The following is a 15,037-nucleotide window of genomic DNA, read 5'->3' on the forward strand; positions in this document are numbered from 1 at the left end:
AGCGGGCAAAAAGGAGTAGAATGACGCTTTATTTTTGCGGGGCCAATCGATGCCTAACTATCACTTTTTCAAGCAAGGTCAGTCGCTTACCTATCTCGATGCGAATGCACCCAGCTATAGCGATGAGCGTCGACATCTGGTTGCACAGGGTTTTGCTGCCATTGCTGCGCCCACCTTCGCGGATAGTCCGAGCAAGGCGCTGGAGCTGCTGTGCGCTCATCAGAAGCAGCATGAGTTGCATGCCGATGGCTTTACTCTCACGGTGTCTGAAGTACCTGCGTCTGCGGCCTCCCTCTCGAGCAAATAGGTCGGGCAAATAGGTTGGGCAAACAGGCGTCAGCCAGTTACGAGTCGGGGAGCTGTCAGGCTCCCCGAAAATGATTGCAGTTGTGCCTTGGCACGGTGGCGATATCCCTGTTATCTCGGGTGCCACTCTCCCTCAAGCACCAGCACGGTATCCATACCTGCCGCCTTGCCTGCCTCAAGCCCGATCTGGGTATCTTCAAACACCAGACAGTTGGCCGGATTGGCCCCCAGCTGTTCGGCTACCTGCAGGAAGGTGTCCGGGTGCGGCTTGTGGTTGATGACGTCATCGGCGCTCACCACCACAGAGATATAGGCATCGAGACCGGTACTCTTCAGGATCGACTCCGCCTGATTGCGCGGTGAACCGGTACCAATCCCCATCGGCACCCTGCCGTGATAGTGCCTGACCAGCTCCCACATCCGGGGGAAGACTCTGACCTTGTCGATATGTTCCATATAGAGGGCAATCTTGCGGCGGGCGAAGGCGTCGGTATCTACCTCCAGTCCCTGCTGCTCGGCCAGCATGGCGATGATCTTGCGAGTCGGAATGCCGCCGTACTGGTAGAGCTGCTCCCGCTTGAAGGGAATGCCGAATTCGGCGCAGGTGAGCTCCCAGGCATCGAGGTGGAGGGGCATGGAATCAACCAGAGTGCCATCCATATCGAAAATCAGGGCATCGTAGTGATCAAACCGGTACTGCTCGCTCATGGGGACTCCTTGGCTAAATAGGGCAGGCTAGCAGATCGGGGACCTGGATTGTGGGATCGGCCTCATGGTTGAAGATGGCCGGCCGTGGTTTTTTCTCTCTCTTGCTGATTTGTGAGACAATAATTCGCTCAATGCCGGATCCTTTGGCATATCAGATTAGCGAGTCCTCTTATGTCCCCGAAAACCATCTTCTCGAGTGTGGCGCTGGTGATCGCACTGGGATCACTGGAAAAAAGCATCGTCACTACCCCGCTGCCCATGATTGGCGCCGAACTGCATGCCGGTGGCGCCCTCACCTGGGTGGTCACCGCCTACCTGTTGGCGGCCACCGCCGTGTTGCCCCTCTACGGCAAGCTGAGCGATCTCTTTGGTCGGGTGCGGATGCTCAATATCGGCATCGGCCTGTTTCTGGCAGGCTCGGTGGCCTGCGCCCTCTCTCAGGATCTGCAGACCCTGCTGGCAGCGCGGGTGCTGCAAGGGCTGGGGGGCGGCGGTCTGATTGCCCTCGCGTTTACCGTGATTGCCGATACCATTCCGCCGCGGGAGGTGGGCAAGTATCAGGGCTATATCTCGGCGGTCTATGCGGTCTCCAGCATCGCTGGCCCCTTGCTTGGCGGCTACTTCACCGAGCAGCTCAGCTGGCGCTGGATCTTCTGGATCAATCTGCCGCTCGGGGCGCTGGCAGTCTTTCTCATCAACCGCAACCTCAAGCAGCTCAACGTGCGTCGCCACAGTCGCTTCGACTGGAAGGGGGCGGGTCTGCTGATTACCGTCACCACGCTCACCCTGTTGTTGCTCTCGCCGGAGGCGGCGTTACCTGCCGTCTGGCTCTCGGCGGCGCTGGGCGTTGCACTGCTATTGCTCATTCTGATTGAGCGGCGTGCCCACGACCCCATATTGCCCGCCCATCTGGCCCGGCTGCCCGGCTATCTGGTGAGCGTGCTGCTGGTGATGCTCTCCCAGTTGCTGATGTTTGCCGTGCTGGTCTATCTGCCGTTGCAGATGCAGTGGCAGAAGGGGATGAGCGCCAGCGAGAGCGGCGCCATCATGGTTATCTTCATGATCTGCATCACTGCCGGGGCCTTTGTCGGTGGCAAGCTGATTGGCCGTACCGGTCACTACAAGAGCTTTGTCGCGGTGGGCTTTGGCCTCGCGGCGGTGGCGCTGTGGCAGATCCACTTCGATGCCTGGGTCAGGCTGGCGCTCGGGTTTGCCGGTATCGGTCTGGGTCTGGTGCTGCCCGCCCTCTCGGTAGTAGTGCAAAATGCCCTGCCACGGCAGGATCGCGGTATCGGCATGTCGCTGTTCAACTTCGGGCGGGAGCTGGGCGGTGCCGTCGGCGTGGCCATCTGTTCCATGCTGTTTCACTTCCGCCTGCCAGCCGGCAGCGATGGCGATCTGAGCCGGCTCGCCCCCGATCTGCTGGCCCCGGGCTTCAGCGCGACCTATATCGGCATGGCACTGATCGCCACGCTGGCGCTGCTCATCACCCTGCTGGCGTTGAAGCGCCATGAGCTGGCCTCCATCAGCGCCTGATTTGGCCTGCGCCGACATTGGCTCACCATAGATAGCATCAGGGCTCCCCGCGGGGAGCCCTGATCGTTATTTGGCGAATAGAGTGGCTGCTGCCATCAAGCCATACGTGGCTTACTCCTGCGCCGGACTCTCCTTGCCTGCCAGCTGGCTCAGCCAGGCGAAGCGGCGATTGGCCTCCTGCTCCGCCTCTTCATAGAGCTGGCTGGCCACCTCCGGCAGCTGGCGTTCCAGCCGCTGGAAGCGGGGCTCGTGGCGCAAGGTCTCGGCCAGCGAGGCATTGGGGGCCCGTGAGTCGAGCGCCAGCGGCAGTTTACCCTCGTCAGCGCGGCGCGGATCGAAGCGGTAGAGGGGCCAGAAGCCGGTGGCGGTAAGCTGTTTCATCTGCTCGTGGCTCTCTGCCATGTCGTAGCCATGCTCCTCGCAGGGGCTGTAAGCGATGATGAGCGACGGCCCCGGGTAGGCTTCCGCCTCCTGAATCGCTTTCACAGTTTGGTTCATCTGGGCGCCGAGGGAGATCTGCGCCACATAGACGTGGCCATACATCATCACGCTGGCCCCGAGATCCTTGCGTGCCTTGCGTTTGCCCTGCTCGCCAAACTTGGTGATGGCCCCAAGCGGGGTTGCCTTCGACTGTTGGCCGCCGGTGTTGGAGTAGCACTGGGTATCGAGCACCAGCACATTGATGTTCTCCCCCAGACTCAGCACATGGTCGAGCCCGCCAAAGCCGATGTCATAGGCCCAGCCATCGCCGCCGATGAGCCAGACCGATTTCTCCACCAGATAGTCCGCATCGCGAGCCAGCTCTTGGGCTGCCGGGATCTGGCTCTCCTGCAGCAGTGCTCGCAACTGCTGGATATGGGCCCGCTGCTCGGAAACCGGCAGGGTGGCATCGCCGAGCACCTCGCGCAGCGCTGCCGGGATGGTGTCGCCCAGGCTCGCCAGCAGACGGCGCACCCGCTCCCTGTGCTGATCGACGGTGAGGCGGAACCCCAGTCCGAACTCGGCGTTGTCTTCAAACAGCGAGTTGGCCCAGGCCGGCCCGCGCCCCTCGGCGTTGGTGGTGTAAGGGGTGGTAGGCAGGTTGCCGCCATAAATGGACGAGCAGCCGGTGGCGTTGGCAATCAGCAGCCGATCGCCATAGAGCTGGGTCAGCAGCTTGATATAGGGAGTCTCGCCACAGCCGGAGCAGGCGCCCGAGTATTCAAACAGCGGCGAGATGAGCTGGGAGGTGCGGATGTCGATGCGCTCCAGCTGCTCGGCGCTACGCTCCGGCAGGTCGAGGAAGAAGTCGTAGTTGGCCTTCTGCTCGTCGAGGTGATCGAGGCGTGAAGCCATATTGATCGCCTTACGATCCGGGTTGCTGCGATCCTTGGCCGGGCACACCTCGACGCAGAGGTTGCAGCCGGTGCAATCCTCCGGCGCCACCTGCAGCACGTACTGCTGGCCGCGCATGTCACGGGATTTCACATCCAGCGCATCGAGAGTGGCGGGGGCAGCGGCCAGCGCATCCGGTTCCACCACCTTGGCGCGAATAGCCGAGTGGGGACAGGCGGCGACGCAGTAGTTGCATTGGGTACAGAGCTCCGCCTCCCAGATGGGGATCTCCTTGGCGATATTGCGCTTCTCCCAGCGGGTGGTGCCGACCGGCCAGGTGCCATCCGGCGGGAAGGCGGAGACCGGCAGGCTGTCACCCAGCCCCGCCAGCATGGCGGCGGTGACGGTCTGGACAAAATCGGGGGCCTTGGCGGAAACCACCGGCGGGCGCGGGCGGCTGGCGGGATCCTGCTCGCCAAGTGGCACTCGGGTCAGAGCGGCGCAGGTTGCCTCCAGTGCCTGCCAGTTGCGTTCGACCAGTGTCTGTCCCTTGCTGCCATAGCTGGTGGCGATGGCCTGCTTCAGCAGGCTGGTCGCCTCTGTGGGGGGAATGATGGCGCTGAGCTGGAAGAAGGCCATCTGCATCACGGTATTGATGCGGTTGCCGAGCTGGCAGTCGCGGGCAATTTTGGCGGCGTTGATGATGTAGAAGCGCGCCTCTTTCTCGCGCAGGGCGTGCTGTACCTCGCTGGGTAGGCGTTGCCAGATCTCCGCTTCGCTGTAGGGGGTGTTGAGCAGGAAGATGCCGTCCGCTTTCAAGCGTTCAGCCATCCGGTACTTGTCGACAAACTGCCACTGATGGCAGCCGATAAAGTCCGCCTCTTCCACCAGATAGGCCGATTGCAGCGGCCGTTCGCCCACCCGCAGGTGAGAGACGGTGAGGCCGCCCGCCTTCTTGGAGTCGTAGACGAAATAGCCCTGCGGATAGAGGTCGGTGTGGTTGCCGAGGATCTTGATGCTGTTCTTGGCCGCCGAGACGGTGCCATCGCTGCCAAGACCGTAGAAGAGCGCCTCCAGCTTGTGTTGCTGGCTGTGGATGGGGCTTTGCGAATTGAGCGCGGGCAGTGGTAGCGAGAGACCTGTGATGTCATCGAAGATGCCGACGGTAAAGCGCGGACGCGGGTTCTCCTGCGCCAGTTCGGCAAACACCGCCAGCGCGTAGGCGGGGCCGAACTCCTTGGAGGAGAGGCCATAGCGGCCGCCGATAACCCGCGGCAGGCTTGCCCGCTCGCCCCGGCTGACCGCTTCGGCCAGCGCCGTCATCACGTCGAGATAGAGGGGCTCGGCCTGTGCGCCCGGCTCCTTGGTGCGATCCAGTACGGCGATGGTGCGGGCACTCTCGGGAATCGCGGCCAACAGGTGCCCGGCCGAGAAGGGACGGAACAGCCGCACCTTCACCAGCCCCACCTTCTCTCCTTGGGCCAGCAGGCGCTCGATCACCTCTTCACAGGTGCCGATGGCTGAGCCCATCAGCACCATAATCCGCTCCGCCTGCGGGTGGCCGACGTATTCAAATGGCCGGTAGTGGCGGCCGGTCTGCTTGCCAAAAGCCTGCATTGCCTCATTCACATGGCCATAGGCGGCGTCATACCAGGGGTTGCTCGCCTCCCTGCACTGGAAGTAGGTGTCCGGGTTGGCGGCAGTGCCGCGAATGACCGGTTTGTCGGGGGTGAGCGCCCGGTCACGATGAGCACGGATGGCATCGGCGGGCAGCAGGGCACGCAGGGTGTCGTCAGCGAGCGGCGCTATCTTGGCGATCTCGTGAGAGGTACGAAAGCCGTCGAAGAAGTGGATAAAGGGGAGGCGGCTGTTGAGGCTCGCTATCTGGGAGATCAGGGCAAAGTCCTGCGCCTCCTGCACATTGCTGGCACAGAGCATGGCACAGCCGGTCTGGCGCACCGCCATCACGTCCGAGTGATCGCCAAAGATCGATAGCGCATGGGTCGCCACGGTGCGCGCCGCCACATGCAGCACAAAGGGAATGAGCTGACCCGCCAGCTTGTAGAGATTGGGGATCATCAGCAGCAACCCCTGCGACGAGGTAAACGAAGTCGCCAGCGCGCCGGTCTGCAGGGCGCCGTGGACGGCGGCAATGGCGCCCCCTTCCGACTGCATCTCGACAACCCGGGGGACATCCCCCCACAGGTTCTTGCCCCGCTCGCTCGACCAGGCCGACGACTGCTCAGCCATGGCCGAGCTGGGGGTGATGGGGTAGATGGCGATGACTTCGCTGGTGCGGTACGCCACCGAGGCGACTGCGTTATTCCCGTCTGTGGTGATCATGTGTTTTCCACTTTGCTATGCCAGTTTGAAGGCCGATAGTTGCATCGGCAATGGATAGGTCGCAGGCATAGTAAGAGGGGCAATAAGAGCGTATCAAACGGGATAAATAATCAATTAATAAGTCAGTAATAGTGGTTAATTTAATCCCGCCGCGTGGGTGCATGATTTTCTGCTGACAGCAAACGGGAGGTGGCTGACGGGCCATTGACATGGCCCGTCAGCACGGGGTTAACCCTGATCCACTTGCAGCCAGATGGCGCACTGATAAGGGGCGAAGAGTGGCAGTGGTTCGCTTGGGTAATTGGCCAGCAGCAACCGCATTCCGTCTGCCACCTTGTCGAAGTGGGGCATCGGCAAGGGGTTCGCCGTGAGATTGGCGAGCAGCAGCAGGGTGTGCCGCTCTCCGCTGGCCGGATCCTGCCAGTGGCGGCGATAGCTGATGCGCTCGGGATCATCCCCATCCAGCAGCTCGAAATTGCCGTGGCGAACGACCGGGTGAGCCTTGCGCAGGGCGATGAGCTGGCGATAGCAGTGAAACGGCGAGTCGGGGCGGATCAACTGCTCGGCGGCGTTGATTTCAATGTGGTTGGCGTTGAGGGCAATCCAGGGCGTGGTGGTGCTGAAACCGGCGTGGGGGCCAGCGTCCCACTGCATCGGGGTGCGGGCGTTGTCGCGGCCGATGGCATCGAGCCGCCAACTCAGCTCGGCAGGATCCAGCCCTGAGTGGCTGGCGCGGTAGTTGATGGCCTCCACATCGCGCAGCTCGCCCGGCTGCCAGTGGCGGTTGGTCATGGCGAGCTCCTCCCCCTGATAGATGAAGGGGGTGCCCTGCATCATATGCAGCACCATGGCCCACAGCTTGGCGCTGGTTTCACGCCACTCGGGTCTGTCATCGCCAAAGCGGGAGACGGCGCGGGGCAGGTCGTGATTGCCGAGAAACAGGCTGTTCCAGCCACGCCCGTGTAGCCCTTGCTGGTGGCGGGCCATGGCTCGCTTGAAGGCGAGGGGATCAAAGTGGGATGACCACTTGTCATTGCCGAGCCCCAGATGCTCGAAGTTGAACACCATGCTGAACTCGCTGCCGTCGTGGTTCGAATAGTTCTGCATATGGGCGAGATCGGCCCCCCAGGTCTCCCCCACCGTGATGATCCCCTTGCCGCCGAAGCTCGCGGCATTGAGCTCGCGGATATAGTCGTGCAGGCGCGGGCCGTTACTCATGGCCAGCCGGTCCCACTCCTTGCTCACCATGTCGATCACATCGAAGCGAAATCCCTTGATCCCTTTGCCCAGCCAGAAGTTGATCACCGCCGCCATCTCGGCCCGCACCGCCGGGTTGTCCCAGTCCAGATCGGCCTGACTGGGATCGAAGTTGTGCAGGTAGTAGCGATCAAGCGCTGGTACATACTGCCACCCGCTGCCGCCAAAAATCGAGGTAATGGGGTGAGCATCGACAAAGGCTTGATCCCGGAATACGTAATAACCCTGATAACGGGGATCGCCGGCCAGCGCCTTCATAAACCACTCGTGCTCAGTGGAGGTGTGGTTGGCAACGATATCCATCATGATGCCGATGCCGTGAGCGGCCGCTTCGGCTATCAGCTGCTCCATCTCGGTCAGGGTGCCGAAGGCGGGGTCGATGGCACGGTAGTCCGCCACGTCATAGCCGTTGTCCCGTTTGGGGGAGCGATAGATGGGGGTGAGCCAGAGCATATCGACCCCGAGGGTGGCCAGATAGTCGAGGCGCTGACGGATGCCATTGATATCGCCCATGCCGTCGCCATCGCTGTCCTGAAAACTCATGGGGTAGATCTGGTAGATGACGCAGCTATCGAGGTCGATATCGGGCGTGTGGAGGGAGTGCGTTTTCATCAGCGTGGCCGGTTGGGGGAGAAGATTTTCTATCTTACGCAGATGAACGGGTACTCGACAGGGCAGGGGAAACCTTGAAAAGGGTTCCATAGTTGGCTGATTGCCAAAAGTGCGGGAAGGGTCACAAAGGTGCCATCCCGGGCCACGGCTGTGGTCGGGATGGCACGGCACTTAGCGTTGATGCTATGCAGGAATACAGGTTATTGAGCAGCCTTGGCCTGCTCGCTGTGCTGCTCCTGCTGGCGCTCTGCCTTGTCTTGCTGGCGTTCCGCTTGTGCTTCCAGCTCCTTGCCGAGGAAGTAGTTCAGGAAGGTGCGGATCACCGCGATGATGGCAAGGCGGATCAGCTCCTCCTTGCTTGGCGCGACCGTGGTGGCCAGGATGTCGGCAGCGAGCTGGAACTCCAGCGCCAAGATGAGCCAACTGCCGAAACAGAGGCGAATGCGCGGAAAACCGGGCTGGTGATCCCGCACTCTTGCCGCCAGCCAGAGGGTCTTGCCAAGCCCTATCACCACACAGGCGATGGAGATGATCTCCAGCAGCAGCTGGAACAGCTCGACCCCGTGCATCATCCCCTCTTTCAGGCTCGCTATCTCAAACACTTGGGTCACCTCCCTGATTCAAAAGAGGACACTATTAACACATCGCTCGGCAAAGGCCAAATCAGAGTCTCCTGATAAGCAGTGAGAGTTGTTCAATGAGCTGACGCGCCGCGGGGCTGACTCCTGCCAGTTGGAAGAAGCCGTGTATAACCCCCAGTTGCCGCTGACAGGTAGCCGTGACACCGGCTTGCAGCAGTTTGCTATAGAAGGCTTCCCCCTCATCGCGCAGCGGATCATATTCCGCCGTGACGATATGGGTCGGCGGTAATCCTGACAGGTCCGGATGGTGGAGAGGGCTGGCTTCGGGGTGAGTGACGGGCTGCTCCCCCAGATAGGCGTGAAAACCGCTTAACAGCATATCGCGGGTGATGAGGTAGTCATCCCCTAGCTGCCGATAGCTGTCACTGTCGCCCGCAGCATCGAGCATCGGATAGATGAGCAGTTGGGCTGAGGGCAAGGGGGCCCCTCGCTCCTTGAGTCGCAAGGTGGTGATCAGGGCGAGGTGGCCGCCGGCACTGTCTCCCGCAAGGACAATCCTTGCCGGATCCCCATGCCATTTCTCCACATCGGCCATGATGGCGAGCGTAGCAGCCATTGCATCGTCATGTGCTGCAGGATAGGTGTGTTCAGGGGCAAGGCGGGTATGTACCGCGAACACCAGTGCCTCGGCGCGATTGCACAGCATCCGCATCTGGCGGTCGTGAGTGTCGAACTCACCGCTGACAAAACAGCCGCCATGAAAGTAGATCAGGGCCGGACGGCTTGCACTTGAGGTTGGCGCTGGTTGATAGAGGCGAATGGAATAGTGGCCATGTTGCCACTCTTCGACAGCGCCAACCTCTTCCCGTTTACCACCCAATACGGCAGAGGCAAGATAGCCTTCACGCCGCGCCTGCCAGCTCAGGCTGCTCGCCCTGGGGCGGCCTGCTGCAATGAAATCCGCCACCATGGCCGCAATGGCCGGTTCAAGTTGTGTATCCATAACGCACCAATAACTGTATATAAAAACAGTTATTCTGCGCTTTTAGCCAGAGAGCGCAACCTGCGTTAGCTGAGGCGGCTCACAAAATCAGACTCCAAGCAGCTGGAATTCAATCACATAGAGCGGCGGCAGAGCGGGGTAGATATTGCGGATCACCTGTTTGAGCTCGGGGAGGGTCATGTTCTCCTGACGGGCGTGCTCGTCGCTCAGTTCATCGAAGGCGACCGCCTTGACCGAGAGCACCTCTATGGTGCCAAAGGGCTGGTGCTCCGGGTTGGTGAACAGCGCCAGCCGCTGGCCAGGCTGCCAGTTGGCCTCGCTCTCGTCGCGGATGGTGATGGTCTTGCGGCCCGCCTGAATATCGGCAACGAAGCGGCTGAAGAAGGTGAATTCGGGATAGGAATGGGCAGACATGGTGACTCCTGACAGGGTGAATCGAAATGGGATGAATGGAAATCAAAGGTCGAGATAGGCGCGCAGCCCGGCCAGATTGGCGATAACGGGGCCGTCGCTGCTGTCGGCGACTATGCCCTGCTCGACCAGCTCCTTGAGGGCGCGGCGGTAGACCCGCTCTGTGGTGCCGAAGCGTGCTGCCTCGTGGGCCCGCTTGCGCGATCCCAGCATCGGAGTGCGCTGGCGCTCACGCCACAGCTCATAGGCGATGTTGTAGGCGATGGGGTGGAGCAGCCGGCTGGTGGTGATCTCCAGGGTGTCGAGATAGTCGCTGGCAAGCGCGGCGGCAAAGAACAGGGTCAGCTCGGGTTCGGCCAGCAGCCGCAGGGCCAGCTTGTGGGCGCAGATGACCCGGGCATCCAGCTCGGTCTCGGCCACCACGTTCCACTGCACCGGGGTGGCGCTGAAGAACTCCATTTCGCCGAAGATCTGGCTGTGACACTCAATTTCGCCAAGCTGGAAGCGGCGGCCAGAGTGTACCGTGCTGTTGAGGGAGACCCGGCCATGTTCGACCAGATAGAGCTGCTCGCTCTGCTCCCCCTGCCGCATGATCAATTCGCCCGGTAGGTAACGGCGCAGAAACAGGGTGCAGGCGTCGAGCGCCGCGGCAAAGCGGGGTTCAAGCTGCTGGAGTTCGGCGTGAAAACGGCCGAGGGGGTAGGGCTGTTGCTGCATGACTGCCTGTCGCACCGGATGACGAGGGCCATGAGGCTAGCAAGAGTGCGGGCCGGATACCAGCCCGCACGGTAGCGGATGTGCCGCAGTTAACGGTTTGCGCTTTATTGCACCAGAGCGTGGAGGGCGGCCGCGATGGCTTGCTGCTCACCGGCCATCATCGCCTGTTCGGCGCTGGCGTAATCCGCCACCCCTTGTTGCACATCCTGCTCGAACAGCACTACGTTGCAGAGCACGGCTGCAACCCGCACCTTGCGCAGGCGACCCACGGTCAGCAGGGCTGCGGTCTCCATGTCAGCGCCGAGCACGCCACGGGCATGCCAGTAGCGGCACACCTCCTGCTCATCATCTCGATAGAAGCTGTCGTGGGAGCGTACCAGCCCGTGCCAATGAGGCTGGCTACCGGTCGCTACATGGTTGAGCAAGGCGGCCTGCAGCCAGATATCGGCGCAGGCGGGGTACTCGGCGGGCAGATAGGCCTGTGAGGCCCCCTCATTGCGAACCGCCCCTTCCACCACGATAAGGTCGCCAAGGCCGATGTCGTGCTGCAGGGCACCGGCGGAGCCGACCCGGATCAGCGAGCGGGCGCCGGCTTGCACCAGCTCCTCCAGCGCTATGATGGCCGAGGCGCCACCGATGCCGGTGCTGCAGACCGTGATGGGCAGCCCCTGATAGGATCCGTTGATGAGGCGGAACTCCCGGTTTTGCCCCAGCACTTCACACTGTTCGAGCTGGCTGGCGATGCGATCGACCCGGGCCGGGTCGCCGCATAGTACCACCCTCTCGGCAATCTGGTCGGGGTGGCACTGAAGATGGGGTAACAGACTCATGGCTTACAGACCTTGTGGCTGGCGCTTGGCGGCAATCACCCAGAGGCGGGTGCCGTTGGCGGCGATGAACAGCAGGATGAGGTACTCCAGCGACATGGCGTAGACGCCCTGCGCGGCATAGACACCGATGCTGATGATGTTGATGACGACCCAGAGGATCCAGTTCTCCACGTATTTGCGGGTCATCAGGATCTGGGCGACCACCGAGAGCACCGTCATGCTGGCATCCCAGAACGGGAAGGCATCGGGTGAAGGCTCGGGGGTAGCAAGGTTGGCACCAAACAGGTTGAGCAGGGAGACCGAGGTGCGTGCCAAGGTGGCGAAGACCGGGTCGATATAGCGGGTCAGCAGGGCGATGGCCAGCACGCTCACGGCGGCGGTCACCATCAGTTTGGATCTGCTGAGCCAGCGGATCTGCAGGGTATCCCCCTGATCGTTGGCCGGGCGGGTCCAGGCGTACCAGCCGTAGACGTTGGCGCAGAAGAAGAACAGCTGCAGCATCAACAGTCCGTAGAGCTGGATCTGGAAGAAGATGATGGCAAACAGGCTGACGTTGATCAGGCCAAACAGGTAGTTGATGGTTTTCTCCTGACTGGCGAACCAGATACAGGCCAGACCAAACAGGGTGCCGATGGCTTCAATCCATGACATGGCATAGCCGCCACCCAGCGGTATGGTCACTAGCGTGTTATTGATGCTGAACAGCTCGAATATGCTCATTTTCTGATCCTTGGGCATGAGGGTTAGTATGCGAGGGCGCCATTCTAAGGGGTGAGGGGGAGGAGGGGCAGGACTTTTGTCCGCCCCGGGCTTGGCCCATATCAAAGAAATCGCCGCTGCTGCCCGGTTATTCCAGCAGTGATGGGTTATGGGGCCCCGGCGGGTCGGACTTTATTGATATGTAGCAAGATGATAGCGCCGTGGCTGTGGTCTGATAGAGTCCACTCTCCGGGAGGAGAATCACGTGATAAAAGGAGGTTGCATTGAATTCCGAGCTTGTCTGGGTGCTCTGTCTGCTGGCTGGCGCCATCTATCTCTTCATGACCAACAAGGTGCGCATGGACGTGGTCGCCCTGTTGATCATTATCCTCTTTGTGCTGAGCGGCACCCTCACCCTGCCGGAGGCGCTGGCGGGCTTTAGCGATCCCAACGTCATTCTGATTGCCGCCCTGTTTGTGGTGGGTGAGGGGCTGGTTCGCACCGGCATCGCCTATCAGGTGGGGGATGCATTGGTGAAGGTGGCGGGCAGCAACGAGACCAAGCTGCTGGTGTTGCTGATGGTCGCGGTGGCGAGTCTGGGGGCTGTGATGAGCAGCACCGGAGTGGTGGCCATCTTTATCCCGGTGGTGCTGAGCGTGGCGAACCGGATGGGGATCCCGGCCGGTCGCCTGATGATGCCCCTCGGTTTTGCCGGGCTGATCAGCGGCATGATGACGCTGGTGGCCACGCCCCCCAACATGGTGGTCAACAGCGAGCTGATGCGCCACGGCATTCACGGTTTCGGGTTCTTCGATTTCACCCCCATGGGCGTGCTGATCCTGGGGCTGGGCATCCTCTACATGCTGCTGGTGCGCGGCTCCCTGGTGGGTGAAGGGGAAGAGGGCAAAGGCAAGCCGACCGGGCGCCGCACCCTGCGCGATCTCATCCGAGACTACCGATTGGCCGGTCGTGCCCGTCGTCTGGCGCTGCGGCCTGACTCCCCGCTGATTGGTCACACCCTGGACGAGCTGCAACTGCGCGCCCGTTATGGTGCCCACGTCATCGGGGTGGAGCGCTGGCGCAAGTTTCGCCGGGTGATGGTGCCGGTGTCGGGGATCAGTGAGTTCCAGGCGAAGGATGTGCTGCTGATCGACATGTCAGACCCCGAGGTGGATGTGCGGGCGTTTTGCACCGAGGCGCGGCTTGAACCGATGATCCTGCGCGGGGAGTATTTCTCCGATCAGGCGCGGGAGGTGGGGATGGCCGAGGTGTCGCTGATCCCTGAGTCCAAGCTGCTGGGTAAAAGCGTGCGTGAGGTGACCTTCCGCTCCAGCTATGGTCTGAGCGTGGTGGGGCTGCGCCGCGACGGTGAGGCACTGGCAGGCAAGCTGGTGGACGAGCCGTTGCAGATGGGCGACACCCTGCTGGTGGTAGGGAACTGGAGCCACATCAGACAGTTGCAGACCCATAGCCGCGACTTTCTGCTGATGGGGCTGCCCGCCGAAGTGGACGAGATGGCCCCCGCCCGCAGTCAGGCCATTCATGCCCTCTTTTGTCTTGGAGTGATGATCCTGCTGATGGTGACCGATCCTGTGCCCAACGTGATTGCCGCGCTGATCGCCTGTCTGCTGATGGGCAAGTTTCGCTGCATCGATATGGAGAGTGCCTACAAGTCGATCCACTGGCCGACCCTGATCCTCATCGTCGGTATGCTCCCCTTTGCGCTGGCGCTGCAAAAAACCGGCGGGGTGGATCTGATCGTCGGTGGTCTGATCAATGCGGTAGGGGAGATGGGGCCGCGGGTCATGCTGGCCAGCCTGTTTGCCCTCTGCGCGGTGATCGGGCTCTTTATCTCCAACACCGCCACCGCAGTGCTGATGGCGCCCATTGCGCTGGGCACGGCCCAGCAGATGGGGGTATCGCCCTATCCGTTTGCCATGACCATTGCCATCGCCGCCTCGGCCGCTTTTATGACGCCGGTCTCGTCACCGGTGAATACCCTGGTATTGGGGCCGGGCAACTACAAGTTTGCCGATTTTATCCGTATCGGGGTGCCATTCACCCTGTTGGTGATGGCGGTGAGCGTGGTAGCGATCCCCTGGTTCTTCCCATTCTGATAACCGGGATGATGAATGTGTGCACCAGCAGCCTGCGGGCCGCTTTTTTATGGCCGGGAGACAAGAGTGGCAAGGCGTGATCGGAATCAGTGAAGAGTGACGTGAACGGAAATTAACGTGGAGCCGGGTTAATAGAGGAGCGAGAGAAAAACTGGGGAGAGGCAAATTTCAGATACAAAAAAACCAGCGTGAGCTGGTCTGTTTGGTACTGCTATTAATGGTGCGGAAGGAGAGACTCGAACTCTCACGCCTAGGGCGCCAGAACCTAAATCTGGTGCGTCTACCAATTTCGCCACTTCCGCAATATTAATGGTGGCTATGACGGGATTCGAACCTGTGACCCCCGCATTATGAGTGCGATGCTCTAACCAACTGAGCTACATAGCCGTTTGTTATCAACCACTGATGTGGACGAGAACAGAAAAATGGCTGGGGTACTAGGATTCGAACCTAGGGATGGCGAGATCAAAACCCGCTGCCTTACCGCTTGGCGATACCCCAACAGAAATAATGGTGGCTATGACGGGATTCGAACCTGTGACCCCCGCATTATGAGTGCGATGCTCTAACCAACTGAGCTACATAGCCGTTTGTTATCAACCA

At 61.1% G+C, this 15,037-nt stretch carries 12 protein-coding genes and 4 tRNA genes; 3 read left to right on the plus strand and 13 right to left on the minus strand.

From position 1 onward, the window contains the following. Positions 1-49: 49 nt before the first annotated feature. Entirely contained in the window at positions 50-307 is a 258-nt protein-coding gene (locus tag AB5Z02_RS01010; protein WP_368215006.1) for a hypothetical protein, read from the plus strand. Positions 308-417: 110 nt separating this feature from the next. Here the strand turns inward: AB5Z02_RS01010 and AB5Z02_RS01015 are convergent, their stop codons facing one another. After that, positions 418-1,014, minus strand: a complete 597-nt coding sequence (locus AB5Z02_RS01015; protein WP_368215007.1) for an HAD family hydrolase — start codon at positions 1,012-1,014, stop codon at positions 418-420. Positions 1,015-1,185: 171 nt separating this feature from the next. On the opposite strand from AB5Z02_RS01015, the gene AB5Z02_RS01020 reads away from it, so the two are divergent. Further along, positions 1,186-2,550 carry an MDR family MFS transporter gene (locus AB5Z02_RS01020; protein WP_042029753.1) on the plus strand — a complete coding sequence of 455 codons (1,365 nt, stop codon included), beginning with the start codon at positions 1,186-1,188 and terminating at the stop codon, positions 2,548-2,550. 111 nt (positions 2,551-2,661) lie between these two features. On the opposite strand, the gene nifJ is transcribed toward AB5Z02_RS01020, so the two are convergent. From nifJ to pnuC, 8 genes are all read right to left on the minus strand, one after another. After that, positions 2,662-6,207: a pyruvate:ferredoxin (flavodoxin) oxidoreductase gene (gene nifJ / locus AB5Z02_RS01025; protein WP_368215008.1), complete on the minus strand. Its 3,546-nt coding sequence runs from the start codon at positions 6,205-6,207 to the stop codon at positions 2,662-2,664. Positions 6,208-6,435: 228 nt separating this feature from the next. Beyond that, on the minus strand, positions 6,436-8,076 hold the full coding sequence (locus AB5Z02_RS01030; protein WP_368215010.1) for an alpha-glucosidase: 1,641 nt from the start codon (positions 8,074-8,076) through the stop codon (positions 6,436-6,438). A gap of 200 nt (positions 8,077-8,276) precedes the next feature. Beyond that, a complete protein-coding gene (locus AB5Z02_RS01035) occupies positions 8,277-8,678 on the minus strand; it encodes a DUF1622 domain-containing protein (RefSeq protein ID WP_168176982.1) in 402 nt (133 codons plus the stop codon). 61 nt (positions 8,679-8,739) lie between these two features. After that, a complete protein-coding gene (locus AB5Z02_RS01040) occupies positions 8,740-9,660 on the minus strand; it encodes an alpha/beta hydrolase (RefSeq protein WP_100653181.1) in 921 nt (306 codons plus the stop codon). An 87-nt stretch (positions 9,661-9,747) separates the two neighbouring features. Beyond that, on the minus strand, positions 9,748-10,074 hold the full coding sequence (gene yqfB / locus AB5Z02_RS01045; protein ID WP_100653184.1) for a N(4)-acetylcytidine aminohydrolase: 327 nt from the start codon (positions 10,072-10,074) through the stop codon (positions 9,748-9,750). Between the two features lie 42 nt (positions 10,075-10,116). Beyond that, positions 10,117-10,788 (minus strand): Crp/Fnr family transcriptional regulator, encoded by a 672-nt coding sequence (locus tag AB5Z02_RS01050; protein WP_100653186.1) that lies wholly within the window; start codon positions 10,786-10,788, stop codon positions 10,117-10,119. Positions 10,789-10,892: 104 nt separating this feature from the next. Next, positions 10,893-11,618 carry a nucleoside phosphorylase gene (locus AB5Z02_RS01055; protein ID WP_100653188.1) on the minus strand — a complete coding sequence of 242 codons (726 nt, stop codon included), beginning with the start codon at positions 11,616-11,618 and terminating at the stop codon, positions 10,893-10,895. A gap of 3 nt (positions 11,619-11,621) precedes the next feature. Beyond that, positions 11,622-12,338: a nicotinamide riboside transporter PnuC gene (pnuC, locus tag AB5Z02_RS01060; RefSeq protein ID WP_100645328.1), complete on the minus strand. Its 717-nt coding sequence runs from the start codon at positions 12,336-12,338 to the stop codon at positions 11,622-11,624. A 263-nt stretch (positions 12,339-12,601) separates the two neighbouring features. Here pnuC and AB5Z02_RS01065 point away from each other — a divergent pair, with 263 nt between their 5' ends. Continuing rightward, positions 12,602-14,434, plus strand: a complete 1,833-nt coding sequence (locus AB5Z02_RS01065; RefSeq protein WP_100653190.1) for an SLC13 family permease — start codon at positions 12,602-12,604, stop codon at positions 14,432-14,434. 218 nt (positions 14,435-14,652) lie between these two features. Here the strand turns inward: AB5Z02_RS01065 and AB5Z02_RS01070 are convergent. From AB5Z02_RS01070 to AB5Z02_RS01085, 4 genes are all read right to left on the minus strand, one after another. Next, positions 14,653-14,736, minus strand: a tRNA-Leu gene (locus AB5Z02_RS01070). Between the two features lie 8 nt (positions 14,737-14,744). Further along, positions 14,745-14,821: transfer RNA gene (locus tag AB5Z02_RS01075), tRNA-Met, on the minus strand. Positions 14,822-14,860: 39 nt separating this feature from the next. After that, positions 14,861-14,935, minus strand: a tRNA-Gln gene (locus AB5Z02_RS01080). Between the two features lie 10 nt (positions 14,936-14,945). Next, a tRNA-Met gene (locus tag AB5Z02_RS01085) sits at positions 14,946-15,022 on the minus strand. Between the last annotated feature and the right edge of the window lie 15 nt (positions 15,023-15,037).

Source organism: Aeromonas sp. R2-3 (genome assembly GCF_040908375.1).
GTDB classification, from domain to species: Bacteria; Pseudomonadota; Gammaproteobacteria; order Enterobacterales; family Aeromonadaceae; genus Aeromonas; species Aeromonas veronii.

Bases quoted from the DNA above. Each gene is read 5' to 3' on its own strand.
- AB5Z02_RS01020 (WP_042029753.1), top strand. From the start codon at position 1,186: ATGTCCCCGAAAACCATCTTCTCGAGTGTGGCGCTGGTGATCGCACTG.
- nifJ (WP_368215008.1), bottom strand. From the start codon at position 6,207: ATGATCACCACAGACGGGAATAACGCAGTCGCCTCGGTGGCGTACCGC.
- AB5Z02_RS01050 (WP_100653186.1), bottom strand. From the start codon at position 10,788: ATGCAGCAACAGCCCTACCCCCTCGGCCGTTTTCACGCCGAACTCCAG.
- AB5Z02_RS01040 (WP_100653181.1), bottom strand. From the start codon at position 9,660: ATGGATACACAACTTGAACCGGCCATTGCGGCCATGGTGGCGGATTTC.
- AB5Z02_RS01015 (WP_368215007.1), bottom strand. From the start codon at position 1,014: ATGAGCGAGCAGTACCGGTTTGATCACTACGATGCCCTGATTTTCGAT.
- AB5Z02_RS01030 (WP_368215010.1), bottom strand. From the start codon at position 8,076: ATGAAAACGCACTCCCTCCACACGCCCGATATCGACCTCGATAGCTGC.
- yqfB (WP_100653184.1), bottom strand. From the start codon at position 10,074: ATGTCTGCCCATTCCTATCCCGAATTCACCTTCTTCAGCCGCTTCGTT.
- AB5Z02_RS01010 (WP_368215006.1), top strand. From the start codon at position 50: ATGCCTAACTATCACTTTTTCAAGCAAGGTCAGTCGCTTACCTATCTC.
- pnuC (WP_100645328.1), bottom strand. From the start codon at position 12,338: ATGAGCATATTCGAGCTGTTCAGCATCAATAACACGCTAGTGACCATA.
- AB5Z02_RS01055 (WP_100653188.1), bottom strand. From the start codon at position 11,618: ATGAGTCTGTTACCCCATCTTCAGTGCCACCCCGACCAGATTGCCGAG.